The following is a 20,748-nucleotide window of genomic DNA, read 5'->3' on the forward strand; positions in this document are numbered from 1 at the left end:
TCTCCAGGTCAGCAGGCGCCGTTAGCTCAGTTGGTTAGAGCAGCTGACTCTTAATCAGCGGGTCCGGGGTTCGAGTCCCTGACGGCGCACGCACGGTCAAAGCCCCCTCACGTTCAGTGAGGGGGCTTTGATCATTCCCTGTCCGGTATCCGGTGACACCCGGCAGCACCCCGCGACCGCGCACGAACAGCCGCACGTCGAACTGCACTCCGTCACGAGGCAGTGACGGAGGGGCGCGCGAGCGCCGATCCTCACTTCGTCACACCCCCTCCACACCTGGGGCCCAAATCGTGCGTATGACCGGTAAACAGTCTGTTTCACCCTTGCGATCCCGTTCCGTGTCGGACAATCTGTCTGGGGGCCCGACGGGCGCCAAGGGGGCTGCCGATCCGTACAGTTGGCACAGCAGAGCGTGACGTTCCGGTTGTCCGTACCGCGGGGTGGGGGTCCCGCTCGGTGGCGGACGCCGAGGGGGCATCATGCAACCGGAAGGCTGCCGAACCATGTCTGTGGGGACGGTGGCTTGCCACCGTGTGCGTACCCGGTGAAGAACGGGGGCCACCGCGCACGCACGAGAGAGACCGAACAGTCACGCACCAGCATGCGTGCGGGGGGATGTACCCATGACGTCGACGCCGCCAGGCGACCGGCAGGAGAACGACGCTTCCCGGACGACGCAGCTCCGGATACCGGCAGGGCTGCGGGCCGGCGCGGCGAGGCGGCGTGCCAAGAAAGAGCTGCCGCGCTACGACTACGAGCACTACAGCCGGCTCGCCGGACCGCTGACGCAGCCCCCCGCGGGCAAGCCGTACAAGGTCCAGTACCGCTCGCTCATATCGCAGGAGCCGCACCGCGTGCGCGCGGCGCTCCTGCTCGGCGCGGCTCCCCTCGTCTCGCTCGGTCTCTTCGCCTGGCTGATGCAGCCCGGCCACTGGACGGACCGCGACCCCAACCTGGACAACGACCTCCTGCTGGTCCTCGACATCGTCATGCTGGTCTCGATCGGTCTGATCGAGCTGTTCCGCACGATGAATGTCCTCTCGAACGCGCATGCCACCCTGGTCGCCCGCGACCCGGTCCCGGTGATCCCGGAGTCCGGCACCAGGGTCGCCTTCCTCACCTCCTTCGTTCCCGGCAAGGAACCGCTGGAGATGGTGACGAAGACGCTGGAGGCGGCCGTGAAGATCCGCCACCGCGGCCTGATGCACGTCTGGCTGCTGGACGAGGGCGACGACCCGGCGGTCAAGGAGGTCTGCGCCCGGCTCGGTGTGCACCACTTCTCCCGCAAGGGCGTGGCGCACTGGAACCAGGCCAAGGGCCCGCACCGCGCCAAGACCAAGCACGGCAACTACAACGCCTGGCTGGACGCGCACGGCGGCGACTACGACTTCTTCGCCTCGGTCGACACCGACCACATCCCGATGGCGAACTACCTGGAGCGGATGCTCGGCTACTTCCGCGACCCGGACGTCGGCTTCGTCATCGGCCCGCAGGTCTACGGCAACTACGACACCTTCGTCACCAAGGCCGCCGAGTCGCAGCAGTTCCTCTTCCACGCGCTGATCCAGCGCGCGGGCAACCGCTACGGCGCGCCCATGTTCGTCGGCACCAGCAACGCGGTCCGGATCTCGGCGCTGAAGCAGATCGGCGGTCTGTACGACTCGATCACCGAGGACATGGCCACCGGCTTCGAGATCCACCGCCACCGCAACCCGGCCACGGGGAAGAAGTGGCGCTCGGTCTACACCCCGGACGTGCTGGCCGTCGGCGAGGGCCCGACCGCGTGGACGGACTTCTTCACCCAGCAGCTGCGCTGGTCGCGAGGCACCTACGAGACGATCATCGGGCAGTTCTGGAAGGGCTTCGGGACCATGCCGCCCGGCAAGCTCTTCAACTACACGATGATGATCATCTTCTATCCGATGTCGGCGCTGAACTGGATCCTCGCGGCGCTCAGCTGCGCGCTGTTCCTCGGCATGGGCGCCTCCGGTGTCCAGATCGACCCGACGATCTGGATGATGCTGTACGGCAACGCCTCCGCGCTCCAGATCGGCCTCTACATCTGGAACCGCCGCCACAACGTCTCGCCGCACGAGCCCGAGGGCTCCGGCGGTCTGGCCGGCATGGTGATGTCCGCGCTCTCCGCGCCGATCTACGCCCGCTCGCTGATGGACGCGGTGCTGCGCCGCAAGAGCTCGTTCGTGGTGACCCCGAAGGGCGACTCGTCCAGCCCGGACACCCTGTTCGGCACCTTCCGCATCCATCTGTTCTTCATCGTCGTCTTCGGCGCCTCGATGATCTCCTCCTTCTTCCTCGGCCACAGCCACCCCGCGATGGTCACCTGGGCCACGCTGGCGCTGCTGATCACCGCGGCGCCGATCATCGGCTGGCGGTACACGATGCGCGCCGAGAAGAAGAAACGCCGCTCGGGCGGAGGATCGCACCGCAGCGGCGGACCGGCCCCGGAGCCGAGGCCCCAGCCGCTGCCCGGAGCACCCGGAAACGACCAGACCATGCAGATCTCCCTGGGGGGACGTAAGAAATGAAGTACCGTCCGAGCCGCCGTACCCGCCGCCTGGCGATCAGTACGGCGGTGGTTCTCGCGCTCGCGGGGGCGAACGGGCCGTGGCTGTACCGCTTCAGCACCGAGCGCTACCACGAGTACAAGATCAACCAGCCGGACTACAAGGCGGCCAACGGGCACTGGGACTTCCTGGACGTCCCCTCCGAGCACCGGATCAACACGATCCACGCGGCGCTGCTGCACACCGGCAAGGTGCTGCTCGTCGCGGGCTCCGGGAACAACCAGAAGAACTTCGACGCGAAGAGCTTCCGCTCGGTGCTGTGGGACCCGAAGACGAACGTCTTCAAGGACATCCCCACCCCCAAGGACATGTTCTGCGCCGGGCACACCCAGCTGCCCGACGGCAAGCTCCTCATAGCCGGCGGCACCAAGCGGTACGAGAAGCTCCAGGGCGATGTCACCAAGGCCGGCGGCCTGATGATCGTCCACAACGAGAACCCGGACAAGCCGATCACCCTGCCCGCGGGCACCCGGTTCACCGGCAAGGAGAACGGCAAGACGTTCGTCTCCAAGGACCCGGTGCTGGTGGAGAAGGCCAAGAAGGTCTTCGACAAGGAGACCGGTGCGTTCCTGCGCAACGACCCCGGTCTCGGCCGGATCTACGTCGAGGCGCAGCAGACCGGCAAGAAGTACGAGACCGGCACCGAGGACAACTACCGGGTGGCGGGCCTGTCCGGCTCGGACACCCGCAACGTCTACGGCATCGCGCAGAAGCTGGCCCTGGACAAGAAGGACTTCCAGGGGATCAAGGAGGCCTTCGAGTTCGACCCGGTCGCGGAGAAGTACATACCCGTCGACCCGATGAACGAGGCCCGCTGGTACCCGACGCTGACGACGCTGGAGGACGGCAAGGTCCTCGCCCTGTCGGGTCTGGACGAGATCGGGCAGATCGTCCCCGGCAAGGACGAGATCTACGACCCGGAGACCAAGGAGTGGGAGTACACCGGCATCGAGCGGAGGTTCCCCACCTACCCGGCGGTCTTCCTGCTGAACGACGGCAAGCTCTTCTACTCCGGTTCCAACGCCGGATACGGTCCGGCGGACGTGGGCCGCGACCCGGGCGTCTGGGACCTGTCGACCAACAAGTTCAAGAAGATCCCCGGGCTCAGCGACCCGGACCAGATGGAGACCTCGGCGACGGTACGGCTGCCCCCGGCCCAGGACGAGAAGTTCATGGTGATCGGCGGCGGCGGGGTCGGCGAGTCGGAGAAGTCCAGCGAGAAGTCCCGGCTGGTCGACCTCCAGAAAAAAAACCCGGAGTTCACCGACGGCGCGTCCCTCTCCGAGGGCACCCGCTACCCCAGCGCCTCGCTGCTGCCCGACGACTCGCTGCTGGTCACCGGCGGTTCCAACGACTACCGGGGGCGCGGCGGCTCGGACGTGCTCCAGGCCCGGCTGTACGACGCGAAGACGGATACGTACAAGAAGGTCGCGGACCCGGCGGTCGGCCGGAACTACCACTCGGGTTCGGTGCTGCTGCCGGACGGCCGGGTGATGATCTTCGGTTCGGACTCGCTCTTCTCCGACAAGGCCAACACCCGGCCCGGCGTCTTCGAGCAGCGCATCGAGATCTACACCCCGCCCTACCTCTACCGGGACTCGCGGCCGGAGCTGACGGCCGGGCCGAAGAAGATCGAGCGCGGCTCCACGGGTCTTTTCACCACGCAGCACGCCTCGAAGATCACCTCGGCGAAGCTGATGCGGCCCTCGGCGGTCACCCATGTCACCGACACCGACCAGCGCACCGTCGCGCTGGAGATGGAGAAGTCGAAGGACGGGATCACCGTCACCGTGCCGGAGAACCGGGCGCTGGTGCCGGCCGGCTGGTACATGCTCTTCGTCACCGACGACCAGGGCACCCCGTCCGAGGGCATGTGGGTGGAGGTGCCCGAGTAGGGGCCACGCAAGGGCGCGTACCGCGTCCGTACGCGGCGGAGGCCGCACACCGGGAGATCGGGCTCCCGGTGTGCGGCCTCCGGCCGTTTCCGCTACTGCGTGGCGGAGGCCAGGCCCAGGGCGTACTCCGGCCACCAGTCGCCGGCCTTCGGGCCGCCCTTGCAGTCGCCGTCGGACTCGCCGGGGCGCTTGATCCACAGGTAGGCGTCGACCAGCTCGTCGCCGGTCTGCGTGGTCGGGGCCTCGCCCAGCGCGCGGCCGGGCGGATTGCACCAGCTCTCGGCGGGGTCGCCGCCGGTGTAGGGGCCGTTGCCGTTGCGGCTGGTGTCGATGACGAAGGGCTTGTTGCCGATCTTCTCCGACAGCTTCTTGCCGAACTCCGTGGAGACGGCCGTCGTCTGGAAGTTGGAGACGTTGAGCGAGAAGCCGTCCGCCTCGGCGATCCCGGCCCGCTGGAGCGGCTGGAACAGCGCGTCGGGCGACTGCCAGCCGGCGTTGCCCGCGTCCAGATAGACCTTGGTGGCGGGCTGCTGCTTCAGCCGCTGGATCGCGCCCTTGAGGAGGTCGTAGCGCTCCTCGTGGAACTCCTGCGGTGTGCAGCCGTCGACCAGGTGCAGCAGGGCGTCCGGCTCCAGGATCACGGTGGCGCTGCGGTCCCCGATGCCCTTGGCGACGCCGTCCAGCCAGGAGCGGTAGGAGTCGCCGTCGGAGGCGCCGCCCTTGGAGAACTGGCCGCAGTCGCGGTGCGGGACGTTGTAGAGGACCAGCAGGGCGTCCCGGTCGGCCGCGGCGGCCGCCTCGGTGATGCCGCGTACCTGCGACTCCGGGTTGTCCGGGGTGATCCACTCGCCGACCGGCTGCTGCGCTATCTTCCGGATCAGCGCGGCGTTCTTCGCGTCGCCGTCCTCGGTGTACGCGGCGACCTGACGGGCCGCGTTGCCGTCGGGGTTGACCCAGTACGGATCCTTGTCCTTGGGCTGCTGCTCGACGGTCGGCGCGCTCTTCTTCCCGCCGCCGTCCCCGTCACCGGAGCATCCCGCCAGCAGCAGGGCCGCCCCCAGCGCCGCCGCCGTACCGGTCGCCCGCAGGCCCGCCGCGCGCCTGCGCGTCCGGGACCGGCCGGTGTAACTGCCGTACATCCACTCCCCCTTGGGTGCACTGCCTGCACTGTCGCTCACTGGTTGCACCGATGTGCTGCCGGTCCGATCCATCCTGGCACAGCGGCCGGGCGCCCACGCTCCCACCCGTACAACGGTCACACCGGGGCACCGGTTCCGGACATCCCGTTCGAAAGCCGGTCATCCGTCCGGCGGGGCCCCTACAGTGACGAGGGACCCGGGCTTCCCGACCGCACGGACCTTCCCCACCGCACCGACCTCCCGTACCGCGCCGGGCGACTCCCGCGGCCGGGCGCACGCGGTCGAGGACCGGCCCGGCCGGCACGCCCCGTGAGAGGCGGCCGGCCGGGCCGGGTTGGACACCGTGCGTCAGCCGCGTGCCCCGCGGGCCACTGCCTGCACGCGCTCCCCCGCGTCTCCGGCGTCCCGCGCGTCCTTCGCGCCGGTGAGGTACGCGGAGACGACCACGTTCGCCGTGTAGGAGCGGGTCTCCTGGTCGTACGTCCCGCCGCAGGTGATCAGCCGCAGCTCGGCCCGGCCGTCCTGGCGGGGCCCGTACGCCTTCTGCGCGTCGAAGCGTTCGCGGGTGACGACCTGGACGTCGTCCACGGTGAACTCCGCGACGCTGCCGTCGGTGCGGGTGACCTCGATCCGGGCGCCCGGCTTCACCGCGCTGAGCCCGTAGAAGACCGCCGGCTTGGTGTCGGTGTCGACATGGCCGACGAACAGGGCCGCGCCCTTCGCCCCGGGCTGGATGCCGTCGCCGTACCAGCCGGCGGTCTTCGGCATGCCGTACGGGGGCGGGTCGATGGCCCCGTCCTGGTCGAGGCCGCGGGCGATGACGGGGGCCGTGATCCCGACGGAGGGGACCTCGACGCGTTCGGGGGCGGCGCCGGCGACCGGGTCGTGCGCCGGGGGCAGCTCGGCCCCGAAGGGGCGGCCGACCGCGGCCACGTCGCCGGTGGTGGGCCCCGACAGGCCGCCGATCCCGCCGCCCGCCTCCTTGCCCCAGAGCCACAGGCCGAGCAGCAGCACGGCCCAGGTCACTCCGGTGAGCAGTCGCCCGTTGCCTGCCGGGCGGTCCTGGGCGCTCATGTCAACTGCCGGCCGGGTCGCGGCGCCGGCGCGAGCTGCGCAGGGCGACGGCGACGGCCGCGACGGCCGCGAGCACCAGGCCGATCACCGCGTGCCGGGTGCCGGGCCCCTCGGCCTCGGCGGACCGTTCGGCGAGGGTGGCGGTGCCTCCGCCGCCCGCCTTGACGGGCGCGGCGGGCGAGGGGCGGTTGTGGTGGACGACGGTGAGGGTGCCGGTCGCCTTGCCGTCGCTGTCCTCGCACGTCACCCAGACGTCGTAGGAGCGGGGTTCGGCGTCGGACCGGATCCGGGCCTCCGCGAAGAGGCCTTTGCCGTCGGCCGGGCGGAAGTGGGCGACCGAGGCGAAGGCGTCGGAGTTGCCCTTGGCCCGGCGGCCCTTGCCGCAGGCATCGACCCACAGTTCCACCTGCGCGCCCGGGGCGGTGGTGGACGGGGTGACCGAGACGGTGCCGGTGCGCCGGTCGTCGTCGCCGGCCGGGGCGGCCGGGGATGCCAGCGCGGCGGGCGCGGGCACGGCTATGAGTGCGGCCGCCGCCGCGGCACAGAAAGTGATGGACATGGAACGCATCGTGAACCTCCTACGGGAAGGTTCACGCCTGCGACGGCGGACCGCATCCGCAGTCCTCCATTCGAGCGACTGCGGATGCGGTCCGCGCAGGTCAGTCGCGGTTCCCCGCGGTGGGCTGGTCGGCCTGGTCCGGCAGTTCGACGAGGTTGACCAGGTCGGCGATGGACTCGACGACGTGGGACGGGCCGAACGGGTAGCGGTCGATGTCGGCGACGGTGGTGAGCCCGGTGAGGACCAGGAAGGTCTGCATGCCCGCTTCGAGGCCGGCCAGGACGTCGGTGTCCATCCGGTCGCCGATCATCGCGCTGGTCTCGGAGTGCGCGCCGATGGCGTTGAGCCCGGTCCGCATCATCAGGGGGTTCGGCTTGCCCGCGAAGTACGGGTCCTTGCCGGTGGCCTTGGTGATGAGGGCGGCGACCGAGCCGGTGGCGGGCAGCGGGCCCTCGGCGGACGGGCCGGTCTCGTCGGGGTTGGTGCAGATGAAGCGGGCGCCCGCGTTGATCAGCCGGATCGCCTTGGTGAGCGCCTCGAAGCTGTACGTACGGGTCTCGCCGAGCACCACGTAGTCCGGGTCGTGGTCGGTGAGGACGTACCCGATGTCGTGCAGGGCGGTGGTGAGACCGGCCTCGCCGATGACGTACGCCGTGCCGCCGGGGCGCTGGTCGTCCAGGAACTGGGCGGTGGCGAGCGCGGAGGTCCAGATGTTCTCCACGGGCACGTCCAGGCCCATGCGCTTGAGCCGGGCGTGCAGGTCGCGCGCGGTGTAGATGGAGTTGTTGGTGAGGACGAGGAAGGGCAGCCCGGAATCCCGCAGCCGCTTGATGAAGGCGTCGGCGCCGGGAATGGGCGTGCCCTCGTGGATGAGGACGCCGTCCATGTCGGTGAGCCAGGAAGTGATGGGCTTGCGGTCTGCCATGTGTCGGGACTCCTGCCGTACGCACTGCGTGCTGGGGGTGCCCGGACCGCGCCGTCCGTGCACCCCCAGCATAATTACGAGGTGGTGACTGTGACCCCGTCGATCACCCAGTACCAGTTGTTGCTGCCGGTGTAGTGGAACCGGAAGCTCACGTTGGCGGCCCCGGGCGGGACGTCCAGGGTCAGGCTCTGGGGCTGGGAGATCACGTCGGCGGTGTAGCGCTTCACCTCGACGGGCGTTCCGCCGTTCCAGGAGGCGAGGATCCGGGCGCTCTGGCTGCCCTCCTGGCGGTACAGGGTGGTGAGGCCGAGCGTCACGGTGGACTTGCCCGCGACGGCGTACGCCGGGGTGACGAGCGTGGAGTCGTACGGTCCCGAGGACGCCTTGTCGTCCCACTCGTCGGAGTCGGCGACCGCGAAGACGCCGCGCGAGCGGACGTTCAGCTCACGGGACTGGTCGCGCTGGCTGCGGCTCCAGAACTCGTCGGTGGCGAAGGTCCAGCCGCGCCACTCGGTGACGCCTCCGGTGCCCATCGCGGAGTTCACGACGGACCAGCCGCTGGGCGCGGTGTGGGTCCAGCCGAGGACGCCCGCCGGGATGCCGGTCTCGTCGACGCGGGCGGACAGGGCCGGGTGGAGGGCCTCGAAGGGGTCGGTGGAGCGCTCCTGGACCGGCTTGCCGTCCAGTCCCCAGGCGGGGTCGGGGGCGATGCCGAGCTGGTGGAAGACGGTGGCGGCGACGTCCACGAGGCGGGTGTCGGCGGGGCGGGCGCCGGCCGCGATGCCGGGGCCCTGGGCGAGGACGAAGGTGCGGCGTTCCTCGATGGCGCTGCCGCCGTGGCCGCCGGAGTCGGTGTGGCCGTGGTCGGTGGTGACGATGACGGTCCAGCGTTCGGTGGCGTACGAGGGCCGGGCCCGGATCGCGGTCAGGAGGCGGCCGAGGTAGCCGTCCTGGACGTCGATGGCCTGGCGGTAGGCGGTGCCGGCGGCACCGGAGTTGTGGCCGGCGATGTCGGTCTGGCCGAAGTAGACGAAGAGCACGTCCGGGTTCTGGTTCCGGAGGATCGACTCGGTCTCGGCGGCGATGGTGGCGTCGTGGCCGGTGTAGCCGTCGCGGTCGCCGTCGAGGACGAGCTTGGCGTCGGCGCCCGGGGTGACGGTGCCCTGGGCGTCCAGGGGCTTCCAGTCGACGGCGGCATAGGTGGAGAGCTGGGGGCGGACCTGGGCGAGGCGGGCGAGGAAGCCGGGGTACCGCGCGTAGTTCTTCCCGGCGAAGGAGTTCTCCTTGACGCCGTGCTTGTCGGGCCAGACGCCGGTGGAGATCGTCGACCAGCCGGGTCCCGAGGAGGTGGCGGCCATCGGGTCGGCGTACAGCAGCGAGGTGCCGTACGTCCCGTTCGCCATCATCGACTTGAGGTGCGGGGCGTTCGCGGCGGCGATGACGTCGTGGCGCAGCCCGTCCATGCCGACGACGAGCACCTTGTCCTCGCTGGTGCCGTTCGGGAGGGTGGGCGCGGCGTACGCGGCGGGGGCGGTGACGAGCGGGCCGACGGCGGCGGCCGTGGCCGCGACGGCGGTGGTGGCGAGCACGGAGCGGCGGGACAGGGACCGGGTCACGTGATCCTCCAGGGAGAGGGCGGGGCAGGCGGGTCGGACGGGGGCGGGGCGCGAACGTCCGTCTGGACCAGACCCGTTACCTTCGCGAGACAACCGGGCCGGGTCCAGACCTTCGCAGGAATCCGTGGCCGAAAGATGGCCGGTCAGCTTCCGGTGGCCGACTTCCAGGCGTCGATGCACGTGTCCAGGTGAGCGCCGATGTCCGACCAGTCGGGCTCGAAGATCTCCACGCCCTCCATCAGCCCGGCCAGTTCGACGGCGTTGGCGTCGGTGGCCTTGACGTCCTTGCGGGCGGCGAAGCCGCCGCCGACCGCGCTGACGTCGCGCTGGGCCTGCTCGGAGAGCATGAAGTCGAGCAGCTTCTTGCCGTTCTCGCTGTGCGGGGCCTTCGCGACGAGCCCGGCGGCGTACGGCAGAGCGAAGCTGGTGGGCTTCCCGTCGCCCTTGGCCGGGAACCAGATGCCGAGGTTCGGCATGTCCTTGGACTGGGCGAAGTTCATCTGCACATCCCCGTTGGCGACGAGGAGTTCACCCTTGTCGACCTTGGGGGCGAGCTTGCCGGTGGAGGCGGACGGGCCGACGTTGTTGGTCTGGAGCTTCTTCAAGTAGGCCATGGCCGGCTCCTTTCCGCCGAAGTCGTGCATGGCCTTGATGAGGACGGCGGTGCCGTCGCCCGCGACGCCGGGGGTGGAGTACTGGACCTTCTCCTTGTACGCGGGGTCGAGCAGGTCCTCCCAGGTGCGCGGCGGGGTGGCCAGCTCCTTCTTGTTGTGGATGAAGCCGAAGTAGTTGTTCACGACGGAGGTCCACTTGCCGTCGGGCGCACGGTCGGCGCCGTCGACCTGGTCGGCGCCCTCGGGCTCGTACGCGGTCAACAGGCCCTTGGCGTCGGCCTGCTGGATGAAGGGCGGCAGCGTGACGAGGACATCGGCCTGGGTGTTGGACTTCTCGCGGGCGGCGCGCTGCACCATCTCGCCGGAGCCGCCCTCGACGTACTTGACGGTGATGCCGGTCTTCTTCTCGAAGTCCTCGAAGACCTTGTCGTACCAGCCGTCGCCCCTCTCGCCCTTGAGGCCGTCGGCGCTGTAGACGGTGACGGACTTCTCGTCGGACGCGGCGGAGGAGCCGCCGCAGGCGGTGAGGGTGACGGCGGCGAGGCCGGCCAGGGGGAGGGCGAGGGCACGGGCACGGTTGCGCATGGGTTTCTCCAGGGGGTACGGGGATCAGCGGTAGGAGGCGCGGGTCCGGATGCGGGAGACGGCGGCCAGGACGAGGAGCGTCGTCGTCATCAGGACCACGGCGAGGGCGGCGCCGGTGAAGAGCGAGCCCCGGTCGGTGGCGGCGAAAATCTGCACCGGCAGCGGGGTCCAGTCCGGCGGGTAGAGCATCATCGTGGCGCTCAACTCCCCCATGGACAGGGCGAAGCAGAGCCCGACGGCTGACGTCAGCGAGGGCAGCAGGAGCGGCAGCTTCACCCGCCACAGCACCCGTGCGGGGCCCGCGCCGAGGCCGGCGGCGGCCTGTTCGTACATCGGGTCGAGGCGGCGCACGGCGGCGGCAACCGACTGGTAGGCGAAGGCGGTGACGAGGACGGTGTGGGCGAGGATCACGATCCACCGCGTCCCGTTGAGGAGGACGGGCGGCTGGCTGTAGGCCACCAGCACCGCGAGTCCGACGACCACCGAGGGCACGGCGACCGGCAGGATGAACAGGGCGTCCAGGAGCCGCTTTCCGCGGGTACGGAGAGAGGCGGCGGCGAGCGCGGCCCAGCCGCCGAGGGTGAGGGCCAGCACGCTCGCGGCGACGGCGGTGACGAGGCTGGTGGTCAGCGCCTGGAGCGCGTCGCCGCTGGTCGCGGCGGTGTAGCGCTCGACGGTGGGCCCGGAGGGGAAGGCCCCGGACCAGTTGGTGGCGAGGGACGCGGCGAGGATGACGAGCAGCGGCACCGCGAACAGCGGGACGAAGAGGAGCAGGAAGACGGCCCAGCTGGCCCACTTCCCGACCCGGCTATGCACCAGCACGACGGCTCACCACCCGGTAGAGGCCGTAAAGGCCCACGGAGATCGCGATGTTGACGACGGCGACGACACAGGCGGCCGGGTAGTCCGACTCCAGGATCGCCTTGCTGTAGACGAGCATCGGCAGCGTGGTGACGCCCTTCGCCCCGGTGAACAGGACGATCCCGAACTCGTTGAGGCACATCACCAGCACGAGGCTGCCGCCCGCTGCGAGCGCCGGAAGCGCCTCGGGCAGGATCACCTGCCGGATGATCCGGACGGGTCCGGCGCCGAGCGAGGAGGCCACTTCCAGCTGTCCGGTGTCGAGTTGGGAGAACGCGGCGAGCAGCGGGCGCATCACGAACGGGGTGAAGTAGGTGATCTCGGCGAGCAGGACCCCCCACGGGGTGGTCAGGAAGTGGAAGGGCCCGTCGGCCGCGCCGGTCACGTCGGTCCAGAGCCCGTTGGCCATGCCGACCGAGCCGTAGATGAACAGCAGGGCGAGGGTGATGAGGAAGGACGGGAAGGAGAGGAAGACGTCGACGAACCGGGCGACCGCCTTCCCGCCGGGGAACGGGACGAACGCGATGACCAGCGCGAGGACGAACCCGAGGACCAGGCAGCCCACGGTCGAGCCGACGGCGAGCCACACGGTGGTGGTGAGCGCGTCACGGAAGACGGCGGAGGCGAAGACCTCGGCGTACGGGTCGAGCGAGACGCCGCCCTCGTCCGGGGTGACGGACTGCCGGACGACGAGAACCAGCGGGTAGAGGAACGCGAGCGCGAGGACGGCGACGGGCGGGAGGGCCCAGACCCAGGTGGGGACGGTACGGGAGCGGAGGGCGGGGCCGGGGCCGGCTGCCGCGGGGGCCGGTTTCCCGGGCGTACGGGGGACGGCGGTAGAGGTGGTGACGGTCATGGAGCGCCCCCTGCCGTGTCGCCCGCCCCCGCCGGGAGCAGTACCGCGTCCTCGGCGGCGAAGTGCAGGGTGACGGGGTCGCCGATGGCCGGGGGCTCGCGCAGTTCGCGAAGGTCGGCCATGACGCGGTGGCCGTCGACGTCGGCGTGGACGCGGTGGGTGGAGCCGCGCCACTGGACCTCGGCGACGCTGCCGGTGAGGGCGTTGGGCCCGTCGCCGAGGCCGACCAGGTGCGGCCGGACGCAGAGGGTGGCGGTGGCGCCGGGTGCGGCGGTGTCGGTGGGGGCGGCGAGGGGGCGGCCGCCGAACGCGACGGCTCCTTCACCGGCGACCGTGACCGGGAGCAGATTGGCGTTGCCGACGAACGAGGCGGTGAACTCCGTACGGGGGCGGCGGTAGAGCTCCTGCGGGGTGCCGCAGTCCTGGAGCCGGGCGCGGTCCATGACGGCGATCCGGTCGGCGAGGGTGAGCGCCTCGACCTGGTCATGGGTGACGTACAGGATCGAGACGTCCGGCAACTCACGGTGCAGTCGGGCCAGTTCGGCGAGCATGCCGGAGCGGAGCCGGGCGTCGAGGGCGGAGAGCGGTTCGTCGAGGAGCAGGACGCCGGGGCGGATGGCCAGCGCGCGGGCGATGGCGACGCGCTGCTGCTGGCCGCCGGAGAGTTCGCGCGGGTGGCGCTCCGCGTACGCGGCCATGCCGACGAGGTCGAGGGCCTCGGTGACCCGGCCGGGGATCTCGGCCTTCGGGGTGCGGTGGGCCTTGAGCCCGAAGGCCACGTTGTCCTTGACCTTGAGGTGCGGGAAGAGGGCGTAACTCTGGACGACCATGCCGATGCCGCGCCGGTGCGGGGGCAGGGCGGTGACGTCCCGGCCGCCGAGGAACACCCGCCCGGCGGCGGGCCGGACGAACCCGGCGACGGCGCGCAGGGCGGTGGTCTTGCCCGAGCCGGAGGGCCCGAGGAGGGCCATCACCTCGCCGGGTTCGACGGTGAGGTCGAGCCGGTCGAGGACGACGTTTCCGCCGTAGGCGACGGTGACGCCGTCGAAGCGGATGCCGCTGGGGGCGGTCTCGGGGCTCATGCCTCGGCCCGCGCGATGAGGTCGGGGAGTTCGGCGACGGACCCGAGGACGTGGGTCGCGCCGTGCCGGGTCAGCTGGTCCTGGTCGTGGGCGCCGGTGAGGACCCCGGCGACGATCCCGGCGCCGGACCGTACGCCGCCGAGCATGTCGTACGAGGTGTCGCCGGCCACCACGGTCCGGCGGACGTCGGCCACCGCCCCGGTGCGCAGGAAGGCGGCCAGCACCATGTCCGGGTAGGGCCGGCCCCGGCCGCCCGCGTCGGCGGGGCAGAGGGTCAGCGGGACGAGGTCCTGCCAGCCGAGGGCGGTGAGGATGGCGTCCTGGGTGGTACGGGCGAAGCCGGTGGTCAGGACGACGGTGCGGCCCTCGGCGGTGAGCCGGTCGACGGCCTCGCGGGCGCCGGGGAGCGGGGCGACGCGGCCGCCGCCGACGAGTTCGCCGTACGCCTCCTCGAAGGCGGTGTTGGCGTACCGCGCCTTCTCCTCGCCGCCCTCGCCCGCGAAGAGGTGCCGGAAGACGGAGATCTTGGACTCGCCCATGGTGGCGCGCACGTAGGCGAGTTGACGGGCGTGCTCGTCGGATCCCGGGCGTACGCCGAGGCGTTGGGCGGCGGTGGAGAAGGCCTGCTCGACGAGGCCGCCGTCGGCGACGGTGGTGCCGGCCATGTCGAGGACGACGAGGTTATAGGGGTTCGCGGTCGTGGGTGCCGTTGACGTCATGTGGTTCACCAGCCCAGTTGGTCGGCGGTCGATTCGGCGATGGCGGGCGAGCACGTCATGCCGCGCCCGCCGGGTCCGGTGACGAGCCAGACCCCGTCGCGCACCTGCTGCCGGTGGACGACGCGTGCGGTGTCGGCGCACTGGGCGTAGACGCCCGCCCAGCGGTGGCGGATACGCGGCAGCGGGCGGCCGAGGAAGGCCTCGACGACCCGGGTGAGGTGCTCGTAGGGCTCCTCGACGGTGTCGAAGGCGAAGGGGTGCTCGTACTCATGGGTGTCGCCGATGGTCAGCCCGCCGTCGCTGCGCTGGACCATGAGGAGTTGCATGCGGTGCTCGGCGGCGACCGGGTCCTGGGGCTGTCCGGCGTCGAGGGCGTCGAGCGCCTCGCCCCGGTAGGCGGGGTAGTAGCGGAAGCTGTCGGCGTCGGCGACGGAGGTGGTGAGCGGCTCGCCGAGCGGGTCGGTCTGCATCATCTGGAGGCGGACGCGGCGCACGGGCAGCTCGGGCCCGGCGAGTTCACGGACGAGTCCGCCGAGCCAGGCGCCGGTCGCGAGGATCACGGCGTCGCCGGTGTGGACGTCGCCGTGGTCGTCGCGCACCGAGGCGGCCCCGACGACCTCCCGCACTTCACGGCCGCCGAGGTAGGTGTACCGCCCGGAGGCCAGCAGCTCCTGCTTCAGGGCGAGTTGGGCGGCGCGGGGTTCGACCGCCGCGTCCCGCTCGCACCACAGGGCGGCGGTGAACGCGCCGCGCAGGGCCGGATTGAGGGCCCGGGCCTCGTCGGCGGTGAGCAGCTTGTAGCCGCGCGCCGCCGCGTCGGTCCGGGCGACGGCCGCCTCGGCGACGGCGACCTCGTGCGCGGTGCGCAGCGGGGTCAGCGAACCGCAGGCCCGGAAGCCGAGACCGGGCACCCGCCCCCCGATGGCCTCCCACAACTCACGTGCGCGCAGGGCTGTTCCCAGCTCCTCGCCACCGGCCCGCCCGCTGATCCATATCTGTCCGAAATTGCGGAGCGATGCCCCGCGCGCCTCACTCTCGCGCTCGATCTGTACGACCTCGTGGCCGCGGCTGACTGCGTGCCAGGCGTGCATGGTTCCCACCACGCCGGCTCCTACGACGATGACTCTCACGGCGGCCACGCTCCTCGGGACGGGTGTCCCGGACACGTCCGGTCGCCGACGGGACGGTGAACGACCCCGCAAGTTTGGACCAGACCCGTTATGCTTTCGTGATCCAGGGCGAGTGCGCGCCGGGCGGCGAATCAGCCCCCCGCCTCAGCCCAGCCCCCGCTCAGCCCCGCCCCTCGCCTCAAGCCCCGCCCCTCGCCTCAGCTCCGCCCCTCGCCCCGCAGATGGGCGGAGAAGGAGAAGCGGTCGCCCCGGAACAGCGTGCGCACGCGCTCCAGCGGCCGGCCGTCGGTGTCGCGGGAGAGCCGGTGGATCAGGAGCATCGGCAGGGCGGGCGGAGTCCCGATGAGCAGCGCCTCGCGGGGGGTCGCGAGCACGGTCTCGATCCGCTCGTCGGCGTCGCCGAAGGCGATCCCGAGGCGGTCGCGGAGATAGGCGTAGAAGGAGGAGTCCGGGTCGAACCGCGTGTCCAGGTCCGGGACGCGGGCGACGCCGACGTACGTGCTCTCCAGGCCGACGCGTTCGTCGTCGGCGAGCAGCACCCGCTCCAGGTGCCAGACCGGCTCGCCCCGCTCCACGCCGACCTCGGCGGCCAGCGCCTCGGGGCAGGGGAAGCGCTCCAGGCCGATGAGACGGCGGCCGGGCCGCCTGCCCTGGCGGCGGACGCCTTCGGTGTAGCTGGCCAGCGAGAGCGGCTGCTCCAGCTTGGGCCCGGCGACGACGGTGCCGCGCCCCTGCCGCCGCAGCCGCCCTTCCAGGAGGAGTTCGCGCAGCGCCTGGCGGACGGTCTCGCGCGAGACTTCGTGCCGCTGGGCGAGCTCCCGCTCGGTGGGCAGGAGCCCGCCCTCGCCCAACTCGTCCAGCAGCACCGCGATACGGGCCTTGACCGCGTAGTACTTCGGGATACGGCCGTGCTCAGGGATGCCGGAGCGGATCGGTGCGCCAGGTGCCTGGTCGTTCGGGTAGTCCACGGCCCGATGGTGGCAGACACGGGTGAACGGGCCGGTGCGGGGCCGCGGCCCCGCACCGTCAGGCGTTGCGGCGCACCCGGCGGGCGTGCCGCAACAGACCGGCCCCGGCCAGCAGGAGCACCCCGGCGGCGGCCCCGGTCCAGGCGATCGACGCCGGTCCGGTGCGGGCGAGTTCGGGGAGCGGGCGGCCGAGTCCGTCGCGGGGCGGCAGCCCGGGGCTCTCCTCGCCACCGCTGTCTTCTTCTCCCGCGCCGGAGTCGCGGTCCGGTGATTCTCCCGCGCCGGAGTCGCGGTCCGGTGACGGGTTCCGGCCCGTACCGGGGTCCGTACGCGAACCGTCGGAATCGCCCGGCCGCTCCGTACGGGTGCCGTCACCCGACCCGGTGCGCTCCGGGTCGGGACGCTCGGACCGGGAATCCTCCGGCCGGGGGCGCTCGGTCCGGGGGCCGTCCGGTTCGCGGATGCCGCCCGTGGCTCCGTCGACGATCACGAAGGGGTACTTCTCCGACTCCCCCACCCATTCACCGTCCTCGCGCCCGCCTCCCCTGGTCCTGTCCTGATGGCGGCGCTGGACGACGGCGGCGTGCGCGGTGACCGGGCCGGGAGCGGTGTCGGAGGTGAAGGCCATGCGGACGCGTACGGAGACGGTCTCTCCGGCGGGCACGGTGAACCCGAGGAACGGATCACTCCGCCCACCCTGCTCGCCCTCCTCGCCGAAGACGCCGATCTGCTCGTCGCGGTCGGTGCTCTCCCAGGTGACCCGGTGTTCGGTCCCGGGGCTGCCGGGCTCGGAGAACTCCAGCTGGATCTGGTCCGACGTCAGCCTGCGGTCGCGGTCGGCGAGGACGAGGACCGGGTGCAGGGCCTTGCAGGAAGTGTCCGTGGTGTTGGTGAGGTCGAGGAACCAGGTGCCGTATCCGCCTCCGGAGGCGTACCGGTCCGGGGCGCCCTGGATCCGGGCCTCGATGGGGAAGTCCTTGGCGGCCGGGTCGCCGCAGCCGGGCTGCTCGTCGGCGGCTAAGGAGGCGGCGGCGGGCGCGGCCGGCAGGGCGGCGGCCTGCGGGCCGCCCAGGAGCGCGGCCGGCACCGTGATCCCGGCGGCCAGCCCGAGGGCGGCGAGCGCACGGGCCTCACGCAGCCGTGCGCAGGAGGTGGGGGGCATGAGGGGTCACCCTTCGCTGCTCGCGGACGACCGGGGCCGGGGGCCGCCGGTGGTGACCTCCGACGCCATCACGCGCGCGCGGAATCAGAGTGTCGACATGCCGACTTGACTCATACGATCACCCGACTGCACCCCGCCTCGGTCGAGCGCGACTGCACCCCGCCTCCGCCAGGCGCGCGACCGCACCCCGCTTCAGTCAGGCACCCGGCCACACCTCGCTTCGGCCCGGCATCCGACCACACCTCGCCTCCGCCAGGCCGCGTCCGCCGCGCCGGGCGCGAGACCGCCCGCCGGCACGCTCCAGCACCGGCGGTCTCCGATCACGGCCCGGACGCCCCGTACGTACGCGTCCTCGTCGGCGGCCACCGTCCGGCCGCCCAGGACCACCCGGTCGATGTCGAGCAGGCCGACCAGGTTCGCCGCGCCCGTTCCCAGAGCCCGGGCCGCCTCCGCCCGGTCGCCGCGCGCCTCGGCGGCCAGGCACAGCGCCTCGATGCAGCCGCGTCCGCCGCAACCGCAGAGCGGGCCGTCCAGCTGGAGGGTCTGGTGGCCGAACTCGCCCGCGCCCGTCCTCGCCCCCCGGTGCACCTGGCCGCCGAGCCAGCGCCCGCCCCGCCGAGAGCGAGGGCGAGGGCGGCGGCGTTGGTGTCCTTGTCCAGGACCACCGGCAGCCCGGTCCGCTCGGCCAGGGCGGCGCGCAGCGGATAGCCGTCCCACTGCGGGAAGCCGGTGACCCGGTGCAGGACTCCGTCCCGGTGGTCGAGCGGGCCGGGCACGGCGACGCCGAGACCCAGCACCGGCTTGTGCGGTTCGGCCGCGCACAGGTCGCGTACGGCGTCGGCCGCGTCCGCGAGGACCCGGTCCGCCGGAGCGCCGAGATCCAGAGGTGCGCGGGTGACCGCGACCGGCCGGCCCGCGAGGTCGACCAGGACGGCGGTGAGTCCGTCGCGGTCCAGGTGGAGCCCGACGGCGAACTGCGCGTCGGGCACGAGCCGCAGCACGGTGCGCGGCTTGCCGCCGGTGGAGGGGCGCGAACCCGCGCCGACGGCCAGACCGTCCTCCCGCAACCGGGCGGTGATCTTGCTGACGGCCTGCGGGGTGAGGCCGGTGCCCTCGGCGAGCTCCAGCCGGCTGATGCCCTCCGCCCCGGCCGCCCGCAGCAGGTCCAGCACCAGCGCGGCGTTGTGGTGGCGCAGGGCCGGCAGGTTGACCCCGGCCTGGGCCCTCGTCCGGCTCCCGTTCACGGCTCACTCCTCTTCACCGGTCCCATTGTGCCGGTCGCTTGCACTTTGGCAACAGCGTTGCTTAAGTGGATTGCATGACCCCCAACGCCCCCGACGCCTCCAACGCCACCGGCACCTCTGGCATCACCGGCACCTCTGGCACAACCGGCACCACCGGCGCCCCTCTCCGCGTCGCACTCGTCGGCTACGGCCTGGCCGGCTCCGTCTTCCACGCCCCGCTGATCTCCGCGGCCGACGGGCTGGTCCTCGACACGGTCGTCACGTCGAACGAGGAGCGCCGGGCCGAGGCCCGTGCCGCGTTCGGCGACATCCGCTTCGCCGCCTCGCCGGACGAGCTGTGGGAGCGCGCCGACGAGCTGGACCTCGTCGTGATCGCCACCCCGAACAAGACGCACGTCCCGCTGGCGACGGCCGCGCTGAAGGCCGGGCTGCCGGTGGTCGTGGACAAGCCGGTCGCCGGGACCGCCGCCGAGGCGCGCGAGCTGGCCGCGCTCGCCGAGGAGCGCGGGCTGCTGCTCTCGGTCTTCCAGAACCGCCGCTGGGACAGCGACTTCCGCACGCTCGCCGCGCTGGTCGCCGACGGCGAGCTGGGCGAGGTGCAGCGCTTCGAGTCCCGGTTCGAGCGCTGGCGGCCGCAGCCGAAGGGCGGCTGGCGCGAGTCGGGCGACCCGGAGGAGATCGGCGGTCTGCTGTACGACCTGGGCAGCCACGTCGTCGACCAGGCGCTGACGCTGTTCGGCCCGGCGGTCCAGGTGTACGCCGAGTCCGACGTACGGCGTCCGGGCGCGGCGGCGGACGACGACACGTTCATCGCGATCACCCACGTCAACGGGGTCCGCTCGCACCTGTACGTCAGCGCCACCACGGCCCAGCTCGGCCCGCGCTTTCGTGTGCTCGGCTCGACGGCGGGCTATGTGAAGTACGGCCTGGACCCGCAGGAGGCGGCCCTGCGCGAGGGGCTGCGCCCGGTGGCCGGTGTGCCGTGGGGCGAGGAGGGCGAGGAGCTGTGGGGCCGTATCGGTTCCGGCGAGTCCCCGCTGACCGGCGGCGGCACCCCGGTCCGTACGCTGCCCGGCGACTACCCCGCGTACTACGCGGCCGTCGCCGCAGCGGTGCGCGGCACCGGCGACAACCCGGTCACCGCGCTCCAGGCGGCCGCCGCGCTGGACGTGCTGGAGGCCGCCCGCCGCTCGGCCCGCGAGGGCGTCTCGGTCACCCTTCTCCCGCACCACGACGAAGAGGAGCGGCCCGCATGAGCACCGCCTCGCCCACCATCTCCGAGCTGATCGCCCAGGAGCGCCGGCTCACGCTCCCGCACTTCTCCTACGACGACGCGTTCGCGCTCGGCAGCCTGCTGGTCACGCTGGCCCGGGAGCGGCACGCACCGGTCGCGATCGACATCCGGCGCGGTGCGCAGCAGCTGTTCCACGCGGCGCTGCCGGGTTCGAGCGCGGACAACGACGCGTGGATCGACCGTAAGCGCAAGGTCGTCGAGCGGTACGGCGAGAGCTCGTACCTGGTCGGCACCCGGTTCCGGTCGAAGGGCACCACGTTCGAGGAGTCCTCGCGCCTGGACCCGGACACGTACGCGGCGCACGGCGGTTCGTTCCCGATCGCGGTGGAGGGCGCGGGCGTGATCGGCACGGTCACGGTGTCCGGGCTGCCGCAGGCCGAGGACCACGCGATGGTGGTCGAGGCGCTGGAGCAGTTCGCGGCGAAACGGGCCGGCTGAGA

The 20,748-nt window shown here is 72.0% G+C and carries 17 protein-coding genes, 1 tRNA gene and 1 pseudogene; 5 read left to right on the forward strand and 14 right to left on the reverse strand.

From position 1 onward, the window contains the following. Positions 1-15: 15 nt before the first annotated feature. The 3 genes from KV381_RS12325 (at position 16) to KV381_RS12335 (ending at position 4,480) form a co-directional block, all read left to right on the forward strand. Positions 16-89 (forward strand) — tRNA-Lys (locus tag KV381_RS12325). 534 nt (positions 90-623) lie between these two features. After that, positions 624-2,546, forward strand: coding sequence for a glycosyltransferase (locus tag KV381_RS12330; RefSeq protein WP_086778342.1), 1,923 nt, complete (start codon positions 624-626; stop codon positions 2,544-2,546). Beyond that, positions 2,543-4,480 (forward strand): kelch motif-containing protein, encoded by a 1,938-nt coding sequence (locus tag KV381_RS12335; RefSeq protein ID WP_218785210.1) that lies wholly within the window; start codon positions 2,543-2,545, stop codon positions 4,478-4,480. The genes KV381_RS12330 and KV381_RS12335 overlap by 4 nt, the downstream gene beginning before the upstream one ends. A 92-nt stretch (positions 4,481-4,572) precedes the next feature. Here KV381_RS12335 and KV381_RS12340 read toward each other — a convergent pair whose 3' ends face one another. The 14 genes and pseudogenes from KV381_RS12340 to KV381_RS12405 form a co-directional block, all read right to left on the reverse strand. Further along, positions 4,573-5,619 (reverse strand): glycoside hydrolase family 6 protein, encoded by a 1,047-nt coding sequence (locus KV381_RS12340; protein WP_218785211.1) that lies wholly within the window; start codon positions 5,617-5,619, stop codon positions 4,573-4,575. Between the two features lie 348 nt (positions 5,620-5,967). Continuing rightward, positions 5,968-6,693, reverse strand: a complete 726-nt coding sequence (locus tag KV381_RS12345; protein ID WP_218785212.1) for a class F sortase — start codon at positions 6,691-6,693, stop codon at positions 5,968-5,970. A gap of 1 nt (position 6,694) precedes the next feature. Next, complete coding sequence (locus tag KV381_RS12350; protein ID WP_218785213.1) at positions 6,695-7,261, reverse strand: hypothetical protein; 567 nt, start codon at positions 7,259-7,261, stop codon at positions 6,695-6,697. Between the two features lie 91 nt (positions 7,262-7,352). Continuing rightward, entirely contained in the window at positions 7,353-8,177 is an 825-nt protein-coding gene (locus KV381_RS12355) for an HAD-IIA family hydrolase (protein ID WP_030087761.1), read from the reverse strand. 74 nt (positions 8,178-8,251) lie between these two features. Further along, positions 8,252-9,793 (reverse strand): alkaline phosphatase family protein, encoded by a 1,542-nt coding sequence (locus KV381_RS12360; protein ID WP_218785214.1) that lies wholly within the window; start codon positions 9,791-9,793, stop codon positions 8,252-8,254. Between the two features lie 143 nt (positions 9,794-9,936). Next, positions 9,937-10,992 (reverse strand): 2-aminoethylphosphonate ABC transporter substrate-binding protein, encoded by a 1,056-nt coding sequence (locus KV381_RS12365; protein WP_218785215.1) that lies wholly within the window; start codon positions 10,990-10,992, stop codon positions 9,937-9,939. A 24-nt stretch (positions 10,993-11,016) separates the two neighbouring features. After that, entirely contained in the window at positions 11,017-11,814 is a 798-nt protein-coding gene (locus KV381_RS12370) for an ABC transporter permease (protein ID WP_218785216.1), read from the reverse strand. Beyond that, positions 11,801-12,709, reverse strand: a complete 909-nt coding sequence (locus KV381_RS12375; protein WP_218785217.1) for a 2-aminoethylphosphonate ABC transporter permease subunit — start codon at positions 12,707-12,709, stop codon at positions 11,801-11,803. Before KV381_RS12375 ends, KV381_RS12370 begins: the two co-directional genes overlap by 14 nt. Beyond that, entirely contained in the window at positions 12,706-13,791 is a 1,086-nt protein-coding gene (locus tag KV381_RS12380) for an ABC transporter ATP-binding protein (protein ID WP_030631869.1), read from the reverse strand. Before KV381_RS12380 ends, KV381_RS12375 begins: the two co-directional genes overlap by 4 nt. Continuing rightward, entirely contained in the window at positions 13,788-14,510 is a 723-nt protein-coding gene (locus KV381_RS12385; RefSeq protein WP_086779537.1) for a phosphonatase-like hydrolase, read from the reverse strand. The genes KV381_RS12380 and KV381_RS12385 overlap by 4 nt, the downstream gene beginning before the upstream one ends. Before the next feature lie 5 nt (positions 14,511-14,515). Then, positions 14,516-15,640: a TIGR03364 family FAD-dependent oxidoreductase gene (locus KV381_RS12390; RefSeq protein ID WP_218785218.1), complete on the reverse strand. Its 1,125-nt coding sequence runs from the start codon at positions 15,638-15,640 to the stop codon at positions 14,516-14,518. A 197-nt stretch (positions 15,641-15,837) separates the two neighbouring features. Beyond that, positions 15,838-16,608: a GntR family transcriptional regulator gene (locus KV381_RS12395; protein ID WP_193463288.1), complete on the reverse strand. Its 771-nt coding sequence runs from the start codon at positions 16,606-16,608 to the stop codon at positions 15,838-15,840. Between the two features lie 58 nt (positions 16,609-16,666). Then, on the reverse strand, positions 16,667-17,770 hold the full coding sequence (locus KV381_RS12400; RefSeq protein ID WP_193463289.1) for a peptidase: 1,104 nt from the start codon (positions 17,768-17,770) through the stop codon (positions 16,667-16,669). A gap of 192 nt (positions 17,771-17,962) precedes the next feature. Then, positions 17,963-19,014 (reverse strand): annotated as a pseudogene (locus KV381_RS12405) (ROK family protein). Between the two features lie 74 nt (positions 19,015-19,088). Here KV381_RS12405 and KV381_RS12410 point away from each other — a divergent pair. Together KV381_RS12410 and KV381_RS12415 are read left to right on the forward strand one after the other, a co-directional pair. Next, a complete protein-coding gene (locus tag KV381_RS12410; protein WP_256995054.1) occupies positions 19,089-20,270 on the forward strand; it encodes a Gfo/Idh/MocA family oxidoreductase in 1,182 nt (393 codons plus the stop codon). Then, positions 20,267-20,746, forward strand: coding sequence for a heme-degrading domain-containing protein (locus KV381_RS12415; RefSeq protein ID WP_193463290.1), 480 nt, complete (start codon positions 20,267-20,269; stop codon positions 20,744-20,746). Before KV381_RS12410 ends, KV381_RS12415 begins: the two co-directional genes overlap by 4 nt. Positions 20,747-20,748 lie beyond the last annotated feature (2 nt).

The organism is Streptomyces sp. WY228, assembly GCF_019287315.1.
Taxonomy (GTDB): Bacteria; Actinomycetota; Actinomycetes; order Streptomycetales; family Streptomycetaceae; genus Streptomyces; species Streptomyces caviscabies.

What these genes read in the sequence shown, in the direction of transcription:
- KV381_RS12340 (WP_218785211.1), bottom strand. Translation starts at nt 5,619, where the DNA reads ATGTACGGCAGTTACACCGGCCGGTCCCGGACGCGCAGGCGCGCGGCG.
- KV381_RS12330 (WP_086778342.1), top strand. Translation starts at nt 624, where the DNA reads ATGACGTCGACGCCGCCAGGCGACCGGCAGGAGAACGACGCTTCCCGG.
- KV381_RS12415 (WP_193463290.1), top strand. Translation starts at nt 20,267, where the DNA reads ATGAGCACCGCCTCGCCCACCATCTCCGAGCTGATCGCCCAGGAGCGC.
- KV381_RS12385 (WP_086779537.1), bottom strand. Translation starts at nt 14,510, where the DNA reads ATGACGTCAACGGCACCCACGACCGCGAACCCCTATAACCTCGTCGTC.
- KV381_RS12335 (WP_218785210.1), top strand. Translation starts at nt 2,543, where the DNA reads ATGAAGTACCGTCCGAGCCGCCGTACCCGCCGCCTGGCGATCAGTACG.
- KV381_RS12365 (WP_218785215.1), bottom strand. Translation starts at nt 10,992, where the DNA reads ATGCGCAACCGTGCCCGTGCCCTCGCCCTCCCCCTGGCCGGCCTCGCC.
- KV381_RS12355 (WP_030087761.1), bottom strand. Translation starts at nt 8,177, where the DNA reads ATGGCAGACCGCAAGCCCATCACTTCCTGGCTCACCGACATGGACGGC.
- KV381_RS12375 (WP_218785217.1), bottom strand. Translation starts at nt 12,709, where the DNA reads ATGACCGTCACCACCTCTACCGCCGTCCCCCGTACGCCCGGGAAACCG.
- KV381_RS12410 (WP_256995054.1), top strand. Translation starts at nt 19,089, where the DNA reads ATGACCCCCAACGCCCCCGACGCCTCCAACGCCACCGGCACCTCTGGC.
- KV381_RS12400 (WP_193463289.1), bottom strand. Translation starts at nt 17,770, where the DNA reads ATGCCCCCCACCTCCTGCGCACGGCTGCGTGAGGCCCGTGCGCTCGCC.
- KV381_RS12345 (WP_218785212.1), bottom strand. Translation starts at nt 6,693, where the DNA reads ATGAGCGCCCAGGACCGCCCGGCAGGCAACGGGCGACTGCTCACCGGA.
- KV381_RS12350 (WP_218785213.1), bottom strand. Translation starts at nt 7,261, where the DNA reads ATGCGTTCCATGTCCATCACTTTCTGTGCCGCGGCGGCGGCCGCACTC.
- KV381_RS12380 (WP_030631869.1), bottom strand. Translation starts at nt 13,791, where the DNA reads ATGAGCCCCGAGACCGCCCCCAGCGGCATCCGCTTCGACGGCGTCACC.